The following is a 13,803-nucleotide window of genomic DNA, read 5'->3' as shown; positions in this document are numbered from 1 at the left end:
TGTGGGCGCGTCCGGGTAGGTTCCGGCTGTGCCCGACCTGCTCACCCGCGCCCACCTCAACCGCGCGCTGCTCGCGCGCCAGCACCTGCTCGAGCGCCGGTCCGGGCCTGCGATCGAGATGGTCGACCACCTGGTGGGGCTCCAGGCGCAGAACGCGTGGTCGCCGTACGTCGGGCTGTGGAGCCGCGTCGCGGGGTTCCGCACGGAGGAGCTCGGTGAGGCGTTCTGGGACCGCACCGTCACCCGGATCGCAGTGATGCGCAGCACGATCCACCTCGTCACGGCGGCCGACGCCCTGCTGCTGCCCGGCCTGATCGCCCCGCTCCACGCCAAGGACCTGCTGGTCAACACCCAGCACAGCGCCGCGCTGCGCACGGTCGACGTCGCCGAGGTCACCGCCGCCGCCCGTGCTCTCGTCGAGGCGGAACCCCGCGTGACCACCGAGCTGGGACGCCTCCTCGCCGAGCGCTGGCCGGGCGTCGGCCCGAGCACGCTCGCCTACGCGGCCCGCGGGACCCTCCCCCTGGTCCAGGTGCCGCCGCGGGGCGTGTGGGGGCGGTCCGGGGCGACGACGTGGACCACCGCGTGGACGTGGTTCGGCCCGGAGCAGACCGCCGCGGCTCCCGACCTGGCCGACCCGGACGTGCTCGCCGTCGAGCAGGAGCGCTTCGTCCGGCGCTACCTCGGCGCGTTCGGCCCTGCGTCCGTCGCGGACCTGCAGAACTGGTCGGGCCTCACCGGGATGCGGTCGGTGGTGGACCGCCTCGACCTGGTCCGGTACCGCGCCGACCCGTCCCCGGGTGCCGTCCGCGAGCGCGAGGTCCTCGACCTGCCCGGGCTGGCGCTGCCCGACCCGGACGTCCCGGCACCCGTGCGCTTCCTGGCCGACTACGACAACGTGCTGCTCGGGCACGCCGACCGCACGCGGATCATCTCGCCCGAGCGTCGCCCGTACCTGGCCAGCCCGAACGGCGTCGTGCCGGCGACGTTCCTGCTGGACGGGCGCGTCGCGGGCACCTGGGACGTCCCCCGGGACCCGAAGCAGCGCGGACCGGTGACCCTCACCGTGCGGCCGTTCGCGCGTCCGACGGCCTCCCAGCGCGACGAGCTCCAGGCGGAGGCCGAGGCGCTGGTCGAGGTCATGGCCTCGACCGCTGACGAGCGTCGGGTCGTCGTCGTCACCCCGGACGGGTCTCAGCCGGCGGTCGCCAGCACGTAGCCCGCGCGGTCCGCCTCGAGGTCGCCCGTGTGTCCCGCCAGGACGGCGCGCCGACCGAGCACGATCGTGTAGGTCCAGAACGCTGCCAGGGCGATCACCCCGATGCCGACCTTGACCACCCACGGCAGGGTCGACCCCGTGACGAACCCCTCGATCAGGCCCGAGACCGCGAGCACGCCCACGAGCCCGATCGCCACAGTGAACAGGGCACGCGCCTCCTGCGCGAGCGCCTTGCCGCGGGTGCGCGGGCCCGGGTCGATCCAGGTCCAGAAGATCCGCAGACCCGCAGCGCCGGCGACGAACACCGCGGTCAGCTCCAGCAGTCCGTGGGGCGCGATGAGCTGGAGGAACACGTCCAGGTACCCGTGCGCGGCCATCATCCCGCCCGCGGCCCCCACGCTGATCGCGTTGTTCGCCAGGAACCACACGGGTCCGATCCCCGTGATCCCGGTGGCGATGCAGACGGCGGTGAGGAACGCGTTGTTGGTCCACACCATCGTCGCGAAGCCCGCGCCGGGCGTGTAGTACTCCGCGAACGAGTTCTCGACGTACTCCTGCTGCTGGCTCGGCGTGCCCATCGACGCGAGCGCGTCGGGTTGCGTCGCCACCCAGACGCCCGCGGTCACGCCGAGCACGAGGAAGGCCACCATGACGCCGACCGTCCACCACCGGATCCGGTAGAGGGCCGCGGGCAGGGCCACCACCACGAAGGCGGTGACGTCGCGCCAGCTCGGCTCGTGCGTCCCCGCGATGGCGGCCCGCGCCCGCCCGACGAGCATCGACAACCGGGTCACCATCTCGGGGTCCGGGGCGGCGGAGCGCACGCTCGAGAGGTCCGTGGCGACGCTCTGGTAGAGACGCACCAGCTCGTCCGCCTCGGCACCGCTGCGGCGGCGCAGCCGGACGAGCTCGTCGAGCCGCGCCCAGTCGGTCGCGCGTGCCCGTTCGAAGGCGTCCAGGTCCATGGCGCACAGCCTGCCATCCCCGCAGCCCGGCACCGGCTAACCTGCCCAGCATGGACGGCATCCTCACCGGCGAAGGCGTGCTGCTCGATGCGCGTCCGACCTCCGCGGCGACGCGTCTGCTCGCGGCGCTGCTCGACCTGCTCGTCCTGGGCGTGGGTGTGGTCGTGCTGCTCATCGCGCTGGGCGCGCTCGTCCCGGACGCCTCGGAGGAGCTCTTCCGGATCCTGGGTGTGCTGCTGCTCGTGACCATCTGGGTCGTGCTGCCCACGACCGTCGACACGCTGACCCGCGGCCGGTCGCTCGGCAAGCTGGCGATGGGCATCCGGATCGTCCGCGACGACGGCGGCCCCCTGGTCTTCCGCCAGTCCCTCATCCGGGCGCTCGTCGGCATCGTCGAGCTGTGGCTCACGTTCGGCACCGTGGCGCTGATCTGCTCGATCGTGCACCCGCAGGGCAAGCGCGTGGGCGACATCCTCGCGGGCACCTACGCGGTGCGCGTGCGCGGCGCCGCCAAGGTGCGCAGCCCCGTCATGATGCCGCCGCAGCTCGCCGGCTGGGCGCACTCCGCGGACCTCGCACGCCTGCCCGACGGCCTCGCCCTGTCCGTGCGGCAGTTCCTGGGCCGGGCCACCGCGCTGCATCCGGCCTCACGCGTGCAGCTGGGCTCCCAGCTGACCACCGAGGTGCAGCGCTACGTCAACCCGCTGCCCCCGCTGGGCACCCACCCCGAGGCGTTCCTGGCCGCCGTGCTGGCCGAGCGGCGGGACCGCGAGCTCACGGCGCGGCTGCGCGCCGGGCAGCGGGACGCCGCGGAGTCGTCGCAGCTGCACCGACTCCCCCACGGCGTCCCCGACCCCGCGAACTGAGGACCGCTCAGTACCGGTAGTGCTCGGGCTTGTAGGGCCCGGCCACGTCGATGCCCAGGTACTCGGCCTGCGACTTCGTCAGCTCCGTCAGCCGGACCCCGAGCGCATCCAGGTGCAGCCGCGCGACCTTCTCGTCCAGCACCTTGGGCAGCCGGTACACCTCGCGGGCGTACTCGTCCGGCTTGGTGAACAGCTCGATCTGGCCGATGACCTGGTTCGAGAACGAGTTGCTCATGACGAACGACGGGTGCCCGGTCGCGTTGCCCAGGTTCAGCAGGCGGCCCTCCGAGAGCACGATGATCGAGCGCTCGGGGCGGTCGTCCGACGGGAACGTCCACTCGTGCACCTGCGGCTTGATCTCGGTGCGGGTGATCCCGGGGACGGCGGCCAGGCCGGCCATGTCGATCTCGTTGTCGAAGTGCCCGATGTTCCCCACGACGGCCTTGTTCTTCATGCGGGCCATCTGGGCCGCCGACACGACGTCCTTGTTGCCGGTCGTCGTGATGACGAAGTCCGCCTGGTCGATGACGTCGTCGAGGCGTGCCACCTGGTAGCCGTCCATCGCCGCCTGGAGCGCGCAGATGGGGTCGACCTCGGACACGATCACGCGGGCGCCCTGGCCACGGAACGCCTCGGCCGCACCCTTGCCGACGTCCCCGTAACCGGCGACGAACGCGACCTTGCCGCCCATGAGGACGTCCGTGGCGCGGTTGATGCCGTCGGGCAGCGAGTGCCGGATGCCGTACTTGTTGTCGAACTTGGACTTGGTCACGGAGTCGTTGACGTTGATGGCCGGGAACAGCAGCCCGCCCGCCTCGGCCAGCTGGTAGAGCCGGTGCACGCCCGTGGTCGTCTCCTCGGTGACGCCCTTGATCTGGGCGGCGATCGACGTCCAGCGCTGCGGGTCCGCGGCGAGCGACCGGCGCAGCGTGCCGAGGATGACCAGGTACTCCTCGGAGTACCCCGGCTCGCCCGGCTGCGGGTCGGACGGCACCGCACCGGCGGCCTCGTACTCGACGCCCTTGTGCACGAGGAGCGTCGCGTCGCCACCGTCGTCGAGGATCATGTTCGGGCCGGTGCCACCCGGCCACACGAGGATCTGCTCGGTGCACTCCCAGTACTCGTCGAGCGACTCGCCCTTCCACGCGAACACCGGCACGCCGGCAGGCGCGTCCACGGAGCCGTGCGGGCCCACGACGACCGCCGCGGCCGCCTCGTCCTGCGTCGAGAAGATGTTGCACGAGGCCCAGCGGACCTCGGCGCCCAGCGCGACGAGCGTCTCGATGAGCACCGCGGTCTGCACCGTCATGTGCAACGAGCCGGCGACGCGGGCTCCCGCGAGGGGCTGCGTGGGGCCGAACTCGGTGCGCAGGGCCATGAGGCCGGGCATCTCGTGCTCGGCGAGGCGGATCTGGTGGCGACCGGCCTCGGCGAGGGTCAGGTCGCGGACCTTGTGGTGGCCGGGGAGCTCATCGAACGAGGACATCTCACTCCTGGGGGTGCGCAGTCGGAAGCGGGCGCGACGCACAAGGGCTTGCGCCCTCGGTCGTTCGCGCCGGCGCGACCCCTCTCGGTCTGCGGGCATCACCCACGCCGTCCGGGCCATGCTAGCCCCGGGGTGAGCGGCGTCACACGTCGTTCGGCAGAGTTGTCAGCCCTGGCGGACCGGCACGCCCTCGTCGACCAGGAGCACCGGGATCCCGTCGCGCACGGGGTAGGCCAGCGGGTTCACCGGGTCGGTCGACACCAGCGTCGGCTCACCGTCCGGCCCCACCCCGTCGACGAGCGTCGCACCCGTCACAGGGCAGCGCAGGAGCTCACGTGCCCACGGTTCCAAGGACCGCCCCGACCCGGCCATCAGCCCTCTCCGTCCTGTCGCACCAGCGCGAGCACGTCGTCGCGGACCTTCTCCATGATGTCCTCGTCGGCCGCCTCGACGTTGAGCCGCAGCAGCGGCTCGGTGTTGGAGGCCCGCAGGTTGAACCACCACTGCGGCTGACCGTCCCAGTGCGACACCGTCAGGCCGTCCAGCTCGTCGACCTGCACCGGCCCGGCACCCTGCTGCGTCACGTACGCCTCGACGACCCGCGCCCGGGCGGCGGCCACGTCGGCGACCCGGGAGTTGATCTCCCCGCTGGCCGAGTAGGGCTGGAACTGCTCCGCCAGCGCGGACAGCGGGTGGGGCTGACCGCCGAGGGCCGCGAGCACGTGCATCGCTGCGAGCATCCCGGTGTCGGCGAAGAAGAAGTCACGGAAGTAGTAGTGCGCGCTGTGCTCGCCGCCGAACACCGCGTCGTTCTGCGCCATCTCGGCCTTGATGAACGAGTGGCCCACGCGGGTGCGGACGGTGGTCGCGCCGGCGGCCTTCAGGAGGTCGGGCACCACCTGGGAGGTGATGAGGTTGTGGATCACCGTCGGCGTGCGGCCGGCCGCACGCTCGCGCTCGACCTCCCGCAGCCCGACCAGCGCCGTGATGGCCGACGGGCTCACCGGGTCGCCGTGCTCGTCGATGACGAAGCACCGGTCCGCGTCCCCGTCGAACGCGAGGCCGAGGTCCGCGTCGTGCTCGACGACCGCTGCCTGCAGGTCCCGCAGGTTCTCCGGCTCGAGCGGGTTGGCCTCGTGGTTCGGGAAGGTGCCGTCCAGCTCGAAGTACAGCGGCACGATGTCGAGCGGCAGCTCGGGCAGCCCGGCACCGGTGCCCAGGACGGCGGGCGCGGTGAACCCACCCATGCCGTTGCCCGCGTCGACGACGACCTTCAGCGGGCGGATGCCCGACAGGTCCACCAGGGAGCGCAGGAACGAGGCGTACTCGGCGAGCAGGTCGCCCTCCTCGACGCTCCCCCGCTGCGCGGCCTCGACCTCGGGCACCGACCCGGCGAGGTAGTCACCGGCCAGCTCGCGCACGGTGGTCAGTCCGCTGTCCTGGCCGACCGGGCGAGCGCCGGCGCGGCAGAGCTTGATCCCGTTGTACTGCGCCGGGTTGTGGCTCGCGGTGAACATCGCACCGGGGATGCCCAGCGAGCCGGACGCGAAGTACAGGCCGTCCGTCGACGCCAGGCCGATCAGGAGGACGTCCACACCCCGGGCCGCGAGGCCGTCGGCGAACGCCGCCACGAGCTCGGGTCCGGACGGGCGCATGTCGTTCGCGACGACCACCCGGGGGCGGGCCGTGGCTTCGGGGAGCACGACGACGTCGGCGAACGCCGCACCGATCGCTCGGGCGACGGAGGGGTTGAGCTCAGCGGGGACGAGACCCCGGACGTCGTAGGCCTTGATGAGGGCAGTCAGATCGACACGGTCGGCTGCAGGGGAGGTCACCCGGGCATCGTACCGGGGCCACCGACCGACGGAGCCGTCGCTCCTGCTGCGCTGCAGGTCAGGCGTCGCCACCGACGACGTCGGCACGGTCGAGCGGGACGCCGGTCCCGTCGAGCGGGAACCAGTTGCGCTGCTCGCACGACGGGCACGAGACGAAGACCACCTGACGACCGTCCGCCAGAGCCATGCGGATCCGGGTCAGCTCGGTCTCGCCGCACTGCAGGCACGCGGAGGTCCCGGGAACACCCGGGCCGGACGGCTGGCTGATCGAGCCGAGCGGCTCTCCCGCGCGCTCGGCACGGGCGCGGGCGGCCTCTCCCTTGCGGCGGGCCATGTCAGCCCTCGCCCCGCAGGACGCGCAGGTGCCCGCGGCGCGGTGCGTCGGCCGGCACGGCACCGACGGCTTCGGGCATTGGCGGCGGCTCCGGCTCGGTACGTCGGCCCGCCTCACGCACGGCGTCCGCGAGCGCGAGCAGGTCGTCGCGGCTGGGCGGTGCGGGCGAGAACTCGGGCGTGAGCCGGACGACCTCCCACCCGCGCGGGGCCGTGAGGCGCTCCGCGTGCTCGACGCACAGGTCGTACGAGTGCGGCTCGGCGTGCTGTGCCAACGGGCCCAGCACCGCGGTCGAGTCGGCGTACACATAGGTCAGCGTGGCCACGGCCGCACGGCCACAGGCCGTGCGCGAGCACTGCCTCACGGATCTCACGCGCTGACCGTACCCCCGAGGGGCGACAGGCCGTGTCCCCCACGCCGTCGCCGGTCCGCGATCTACAGTGCAGTGGTGAGCTCAGCACCGCCCCCGCCCGCCCGCCGACCCGCCGGGATCGGCCGCCGCTCGGTCGCGCTCCCCACGACGGCCGTGGTCCCGGTCCGTCGCCGTGACCGGCGCGGACGCGGGCCGCGGGGGCCGCTCATGCCGAGCACCATGCCCGCGTACCGCACCCGGGCCGAGCGGTTCGACGACCTCGTGCTCGACGCCGTCGAGCGGATCGAGCGGACCTGGGCCCGTCAGCTGCAGGGCACGGAGTTCGCCGTCGAGGACGTGCCGCCGTCCAACCCCGCGCCGTGGGAGCACGGGGGCGTCCCCCTGGGCCGCTACTTCCCGCCGGACGCCGGGCTTCCGGCCCGGGTCGTGATCTACCGGCGGCCCGTGGAGTCCCGCGCGACCGACCCGCTCGACCTGGCCGACCTCGTGCGGGACGTCGTCGTCGAGCAGGTCGCCCACCTGCTGGGCCGCTCGCCGGAGGACGTCGACCCGCGGTACGGCGACGCCGGCTGACGGGTGCAGGTGATGGCCCGCAGGCCCACTACCCTGTCCGCACGATGAGCGACTCCCTCCCCGTCCCGCCGGCGCCCGCCTCCCGTCCCGACGTCCGCGTGGTGTGCGTCGTCTACCACCCCGGCGACGAGCTGGCGGTGTTCGCCCGGACCCTGGCGACCGCGTCGGTGGCGTCCGTCGAGCTCGTGATCGTCGACAACGGGACCGACCCCACGGTCGCGCGCGCGGTGGCCGACGAGGTCGGGGCACGCCTCGTCTCGCCCGGCGCCAACCTCGGCTACGGCGGCGGCGCCAACGTCGGTGCGGCGGGCGCCACGGCACCGTGGATCGTCGTCGCCAACTCGGACATCGAGTGGCAGCCCGGGTCGCTCGACGCGCTCGTCGACGCCGGCCGGTCCGACCCGCGCGCGGGGTCCGTCGGCCCCGCGCTTCTCAACACCGACGGGACCGTCTACCCGTCCGCGCGCGAGCTCCCGTCCCTGACCCAGGGTGCGGGGCACGCGCTGTTCGTGCGGTTCTGGCCGGGCAACCCGTGGACCCGTCGGTACCGGGCGCACGAGCTGGACGCCGGGGCGCGCCGAGCCGCCGGGTGGCTGTCGGGGGCGTGCCTGCTGCTGCGGCGCGACGCGTTCGAGGCCGTCGGCGGGTTCGACGACGGCTACTTCATGTTCTTCGAGGACGTCGACCTCGGCGAGCGGCTCGGCCGCGCCGGGTGGACCAACCTCTACGTCCCGCAGGTGCAGGTCACGCACGTCGGCGGGACCTCCTGGCGGGCGAAGCCGGCACCCATGATCTCCGCGCACCACGCGAGCGCCGCCCGGTACGTCGGGCGCAGGTACCCGCACTGGTACCAGTGGCCCGTGCGCCGCGCGGCGGTCCTCGGGCTGCGGCTGCGCGAACGCGCGGAGCTGCGCGCCGCGGGGTGAGTCAGCGGGTGCCGAGCCGCGGGTCCTCCCGCACGGCGACGTCCGGGGTGGTGCGCGGCACCGGCACCGGGTCGAGCACCGAGACCAGGACGCCGTCGGGCTGGTCGGACTCGGCGACGAGCGCCCAGGCGATCGCCACCTCGGAGCCCTCGTCGGTCACCAGGTCGACGCCGACCACGCCCGCCCGGACCGACGGGTCCAGCGTCGCGGCGGGGTCCGTGACGACGATCTCGCCGGCCGCCTTGGCCAGCTGGTCGACCGACCATGCACCGGTCGTGCCGGCGGCGAGCCGCAGCCGACGCTCGGTGAGCACGGAGCCGTCGGAGCCGAAGAACCGGAGGGTCGCGGTCGCGGACCCGCCCGCAGCCGGGTCCGCGCCTGGGGCGACGGCCCCCACCACGAGCGTTCCCCGGGTTCCGGCCGGAACCGCGACGACGCCGCTACGGCCCACCGCGGTGGACGCCGCCCAGGCGCGTTCGACGCTCGGCACGTCGTCCAGCTCACCGACCGAACCGGGGCGGGTCAGGACGGCGGAGGCCAGGACCGGCTGGTCCGCGTCGACGACCGCCGTGTAGGTGCCGGCCGGGAGCCCGCCCAGGGGGACGTCGGTCACCTCGCCGGGCACCAGATCGACCGACGCCGCGCCCGGCAGCTCCGTGACCCCCGCGGGGCCGAGCAGCGTGACGTGCGCCGTGGTGCCCGTGTCCCCCGGCGCCAGCAGGCGGAGCGCGGGGGCGGACAGGTCACCCACCGCGGAGTCGACCACCGCGAGCCCCGGGACCACCTGACGTCGGGCCGGCGCGGATCCGGGGACCACCAGCTCGGTGCCCGCCGGGGTGAAGCCGTCGATGGCCGAGTCCTGCACGTGCACGCCGACGCGGCCGCCCGTGGCGGACACGTGCAGCGCGAGCCGTCGCTGCTCTGCGGCGATGCCCCCGAGGACCACGACGCGCTGCGCGCCGGGCGCCACCAGGAACCGCTCGCCGGTGAGGTCGGCCGGACCGGACGGACCCCAGATCTCGAGCGTGATCTCGGCCGGCGTCGAGCCGGCGTTGCTCAGCACGAGCTGGGCGGTGCTGGACAGGTCGGTGGCGCCACCGAGCAGCCAGGCGTCGGCGGTGGGCTGCTGGCACGAGGCGGCCGCCAGGCCACGCAGGTCGCCGGCGGTGACCAGCCCTGCGCTGACCGCGGCCACCCGGGCGGGTGCGCTCCCCGGCTCGGCACGGACGACCTGCGGCGCGGTCACGCCCTGCACGACTGCCGCGGTGCCGCCGGGTGCCAACGTCGCGGTCACGGAGGACCGGTCGAGCGGCGCCACCGTCCCGGCGGTGCTGCCGTCGGCGTCCGGGACCGAGGTCACCACGGTGACGGTCGTGACGGGGTCCACCGGGGTCGGGTCGAACGCGGAGTCACCCCGGCCCGTGTCGTCGGGCTGGATGAGCGGGCCGGCGCACACGAGCGTCGACGCCGTCGGTGGGACGGGGACCACGGTCGTCGGCACGCTGTCCGTGCCCTCGGCGGGGAACCGTGCACCGGCGACGACCACGACGACGGTCAGCCCCAGGACGGCCAGACCGGACACTGCCCGGGCGGTCCGCCCGAGCCACACCTGCGAGCGCGTCACGACCGGTGCCGCGCCGGCCGTGCCTGCCTCGCTCACGTGCGCACCCCCCGCCGCCGGCGCACCGGTACCGCCAGGAGGACCGTCACCAGCGCGACGAAGCCCTGCAGCGCGAGCCAGAGGCCGCGGTCGGGGTCGTCGTACCGGACGACCAGCTCGCCCGAGTCGGCCCCGAGCGCGAACGTCTGCCGCCACCCACCGTCCACCGACCGCAGCGAGCGGCCGTCGAGCGAGGCGTGCCAGTGCGGGTCGGCGCGCTCCGCCAGCACGAGGAGCCGGTCCGCGTCGCCGGCGGCGACCACCGTGTCGACCGTGCGGTCCGTCGACGCCAGCGCCACGGCCGGGGCGGCCGGATCGGTCACGTCGGAGGTCGCCGGGAGGGTTCGCGCCCAGGCGGGGACGATCGTCGGGGCGACGCTCCCAGCCGCTGCGTCGAGCGGCGTCGTCGCCTGCACCCGCCACAGCGTCCCGGTCGCGTTCTGCGTCACACGCTCGAGACCGGCCGTCGAGTCGAGCCGGCTGACGAGCTCCTCGCGCTGCGCGGTGGCGACCTGCGGAACGACGCCCGCGAGGTCGTCGGGCAGCGGCGGCACGACGACGTCGGCCACGGCGAGCGCGGCCAGCTCGCCCGCCACGTCACCCGTCGCTGCGGACGCCAGGCGGGCGACGAGCTCGTCGACCTCGCGCGTCGCGGCGTCGGTGGCCGTCACGTCGGGCGTCAGAAGGTCGCCCTGCAGGGTCCGGGTGGTCTCTGCCGCCGCCTGGTCCACCAGCTGCGGACCGTCGGCGCGCATGAGCTGCCAGGTCACCGTCGACGCACCGTCTCCGGAGTCGTCCGTCGTCGGCTCGATGCTCACCGCGAGCACCCGCGAGGAGAGTGCGGAGACCTGCGCCTGCTGGCCGACGGCCGGGACGATCGCACGCTCGACCGCGCGCAGCCCGACGGCGTCACCGCTGCGCGCCTGCCACGTCCACGAGCCGAGCCAGACCGCGGGCACCACGACAGCAACGACCGTCAGGAGCGCGACGAGTGGCTGCCGCCACCCGAAGGTGTAGGCCGCGAGCCGCTCGCGCAGACGGTCCGCGCCGAGGACCGCGGCGGCGAGCAGACCGATGCCGGCGAGCGAGAGCGCGGGGCCTGCCCATCCGTACGCGACGACCCCGTCCGAGACCGCGACCGGGATCGCGACGACGAGCGTCGCGGTGGCCAGACCGAGGATCGCGACCAGCCACGCGGCGCGGACAGCCCGGGCGACCGGTGAGCCGCGCAGGAGTGCGAGCACCGCCAGGACCAGGACGACCGCACCGAGCGCGAGCGGCCAGGCCGCGGCGACGGCGGCTGGCAGGTCGCCCGGCGCGAGCGAGGACGCGTCCGTCGGGACGCCGAGCAGCCGGCTGAGCGGGTCGGCCGCGGGCGACACGCTCGCCAGGCCGGGGTCGGCGACCAGCAGCCGCCAGCCCGCCAGGCCTCGCCCGGCGGCCTCGACGAGCGCGGGACCGAGCAGGACCAGCGCCGGCACGGCCACGAGCAGCACGCGCCCGCGGCGCCTCGGGGCGCACAGCGCCACGACGCAGAGCGCGAGCAGGCCGGGGACGAGCAGGCTGGGTGCACCGGCGACCGTGAACGCGAAGGCGATGGACGCGCCGGCCGCTGCGGCGATGGAGCCCGTGGGGTCCGGCGCACCGACCCGCTCGGGCACGGCCGGCTCGGTCTCGCTCGGCGCGTGCTCCTCCCCGGAGACCCTGGGTGTCGGCACGGTCGGGGTGCCGCGCACCGGCGTCTCGACGTCACCCTGGTCGATCTCGTCGTCCTCGGCACGCCGCGCGGTCGCGACGCCGGACAGGACCTGGTCCACCCGCTGCGCGCCGACGGCACGGGCGACCCCCAGGGCGACCCACGGCAGGGCGACGTGGGCGACGACCGCGCCGAGCCGACCGTCACCGAGGCCCAGGAGCAGCGCCGGTGCACCCGCCCAGACGATCGCGGCCCACGCGCGCACGCCGACCGACCTCGTCGCGGCACCGGCCGCCGCCCAGGCGCCGAGCCCGGCCAGCACGATCGACCCGAGCAGCAGCACCGCCACGGCGGTCGACGACGAGCCACCGGACAGCGCGGTCGGGACGGTCAGAGCGCTCAGCAGCGCGTCAGCCGGCCCCGGTCCGCCCAGCCCGTCGGCGACCCAGCCCGACGTCGCGGCGGACCAGAGGTCACCGAGGCGCGCGGCACTGGGCAGCAGCGCAGCGCCGACGAGTCCTCCTCCCGCGAAGGCAGCGGCCACGAGCGGACCCAGGCCGACGCCCGCCACGGCGACGAGGGCGACCGTGACCACGGCCAGCGAGACGCGTCGGCGCGTGGCGAGGGCGGCCAGCTCGCGCAGCTCCAGCTCGCTCGGCGCCTGCGTGACCCGACGGGCCTCGGCCCGCGCGAGGCGGCGGTCCCGGGCCTGCGACCAGACGTCGCGCCAGCCTGCCTGCAGCGGCCGCAGCGCACGGCGCGGCAGGCGACGGCTCCGGGTCGCGCGCACGCGGGAGCGGGCGACGCCGTCCGGCCGGGCCAGCGCGACGAGCGCAGCCCGGACCTCGTCGACGGCCAGGCCGGGCTGCTTGGCCGCGAGCTGGCCGAAGGCACGCAGCACCGCGCCGAGCAGCGCAGCGACCGCGACGACGGGCACCAGGATCAACGGCGCGGAGATGAGGCGGCTGTGCACCAGCGCTCGGCGGCGGGCGGCGAACGACCGACGGGGGTCGGCGCGGTCGTCCTCGCCGTCGCCGTCCCGGTCGACGGGTCGGCTGCCGGGGTCGATCGCGTCCGTGCGCAGGCCGAGGTAGCCGGCCTGCGCGTGCCGGACCACGGCCGACGGCACGACGATGACCCGGTGCCCGGCCAGCCGTGCCCGGCGGGACAGGTCGAGCCCGTCGCCGAACGGGCCGAGGAGCGGGTCGGTGCCACCGAGCTCGGTCCAGACGTCCCGGCGGACGAGCGCGCCGGCGATCCCGACGCCGAGGACGTCCTCGCGACCGTCGTGCTGGCCCTGGTCCAGCTCGCCCGGCTCCACGTCGGTCATCCGCCGGCCGGACCGGGACGAGCGCACCCCGACCTCGAGCAGGCGCTCCGGATCGGTCCACGTGCGCTGCTTGACGCCGGCGACGGCGACCGACGGGGCGTGGCTGACCGCGCGCACCAGCTCGGCGAGGGCGGTCGGTGCGGGCGCGCTGTCGTCGTGCAGCAGCCACAGCCAGGTGGTCGGGTGCCCGTCGTCGGCCTCCAGGGCGCGACGGACGGCGTGGCCGAAGGTCCGCGCGCCGGGCGTGCGCACGACGCGCAGCGCGGGCATCGAGGAGCCGCCGGCAGCGGTGAACGTGCTGTGCAGGAGCTGCTCGACGGCCTCGTCGCCCGTGTCGGAGACGTCGACGAGCAGGACGCGCAGCGGGCGGCGGCTCTGGGCCGCGAGGGCCGCGACGGTCGCCGCGAGATACGGGGTCCGGCCGCGGGTGACGACGACCGCGGACACCGGCGTCGTCACCGGTGTGGAGGAGGTCGCGGTGGGCAGATCCACCGGCAGGAGGGTGTCAGTCATGCTCGGAACATCATGCCGTCGCGCGGG

Annotated in this window: 12 protein-coding genes; 4 read left to right on the top strand and 8 right to left on the bottom strand. The window is 75.0% G+C overall.

Annotated elements, in window-relative coordinates; translation table 11 throughout:
- The first annotated feature begins 28 nt into the window (after window positions 1–28).
- Window positions 29–1,219, top strand: a complete 1,191-nt coding sequence (locus J2X26_RS07890) for a winged helix DNA-binding domain-containing protein (RefSeq protein WP_307491243.1) — start codon at window positions 29–31, stop codon at window positions 1,217–1,219.
- Here J2X26_RS07890 and J2X26_RS07885 read toward each other — a convergent pair.
- The gene (locus tag J2X26_RS07885; protein ID WP_307491241.1) at window positions 1,195–2,184 is read right to left on the bottom strand and encodes a stage II sporulation protein M; all 990 of its coding nucleotides are present in this window, start codon (window positions 2,182–2,184) and stop codon (window positions 1,195–1,197) included. The genes J2X26_RS07890 and J2X26_RS07885 overlap by 25 nt on opposite strands.
- A 50-nt stretch (window positions 2,185–2,234) precedes the next feature.
- Here J2X26_RS07885 and J2X26_RS07880 point away from each other — a divergent pair, with 50 nt between their 5' ends.
- Window positions 2,235–3,050: an RDD family protein gene (locus J2X26_RS07880; protein ID WP_307491240.1), complete on the top strand. Its 816-nt coding sequence runs from the start codon at window positions 2,235–2,237 to the stop codon at window positions 3,048–3,050.
- A gap of 7 nt (window positions 3,051–3,057) precedes the next feature.
- Here the strand turns inward: J2X26_RS07880 and ahcY are convergent, their stop codons facing one another.
- From ahcY to J2X26_RS07855, 5 genes are all read right to left on the bottom strand, one after another.
- On the bottom strand, window positions 3,058–4,536 hold the full coding sequence (ahcY, locus tag J2X26_RS07875; RefSeq protein ID WP_307491238.1) for an adenosylhomocysteinase: 1,479 nt from the start codon (window positions 4,534–4,536) through the stop codon (window positions 3,058–3,060).
- Between the two features lie 165 nt (window positions 4,537–4,701).
- On the bottom strand, window positions 4,702–4,908 hold the full coding sequence (locus J2X26_RS07870) for a Trm112 family protein (protein ID WP_307491236.1): 207 nt from the start codon (window positions 4,906–4,908) through the stop codon (window positions 4,702–4,704).
- Window positions 4,908–6,371, bottom strand: coding sequence for a phosphomannomutase/phosphoglucomutase (locus J2X26_RS07865; RefSeq protein WP_307491235.1), 1,464 nt, complete (start codon window positions 6,369–6,371; stop codon window positions 4,908–4,910). Before J2X26_RS07865 ends, J2X26_RS07870 begins: the two co-directional genes overlap by 1 nt.
- Window positions 6,372–6,429: 58 nt before the next feature.
- Window positions 6,430–6,705, bottom strand: a complete 276-nt coding sequence (locus J2X26_RS07860) for a hypothetical protein (RefSeq protein WP_307491234.1) — start codon at window positions 6,703–6,705, stop codon at window positions 6,430–6,432.
- Window position 6,706: 1 nt separating this feature from the next.
- The gene (locus J2X26_RS07855; RefSeq protein ID WP_307491233.1) at window positions 6,707–7,078 is read right to left on the bottom strand and encodes a DUF3499 domain-containing protein; all 372 of its coding nucleotides are present in this window, start codon (window positions 7,076–7,078) and stop codon (window positions 6,707–6,709) included.
- A 75-nt stretch (window positions 7,079–7,153) separates the two neighbouring features.
- Between J2X26_RS07855 and J2X26_RS07850 the strand changes: the two genes are divergently transcribed.
- Window positions 7,154–7,651, top strand: a complete 498-nt coding sequence (locus J2X26_RS07850) for a metallopeptidase family protein (RefSeq protein ID WP_307491232.1) — start codon at window positions 7,154–7,156, stop codon at window positions 7,649–7,651.
- Between the two features lie 44 nt (window positions 7,652–7,695).
- Window positions 7,696–8,577, top strand: coding sequence for a glycosyltransferase (locus J2X26_RS07845; protein WP_307491231.1), 882 nt, complete (start codon window positions 7,696–7,698; stop codon window positions 8,575–8,577).
- A 1-nt stretch (window position 8,578) separates the two neighbouring features.
- Here the strand turns inward: J2X26_RS07845 and J2X26_RS07840 are convergent, their stop codons facing one another.
- Complete coding sequence (locus J2X26_RS07840) at window positions 8,579–10,237, bottom strand: DUF5719 family protein (protein ID WP_307491230.1); 1,659 nt, start codon at window positions 10,235–10,237, stop codon at window positions 8,579–8,581.
- Entirely contained in the window at window positions 10,234–13,776 is a 3,543-nt protein-coding gene (locus J2X26_RS07835) for a glycosyltransferase (protein ID WP_307491227.1), read from the bottom strand. The genes J2X26_RS07840 and J2X26_RS07835 overlap by 4 nt, the downstream gene beginning before the upstream one ends.
- Window positions 13,777–13,803 lie beyond the last annotated feature (27 nt).

It is taken from the genome of Cellulomonas humilata (genome assembly GCF_030814415.1).
Classification (GTDB): Bacteria; Actinomycetota; Actinomycetes; order Actinomycetales; family Cellulomonadaceae; genus Cellulomonas; species Cellulomonas humilata_A.
The sequence above is the reverse complement of the archived record's forward strand: the minus strand, read 5'-3'. Positions and strand labels throughout refer to the sequence as shown.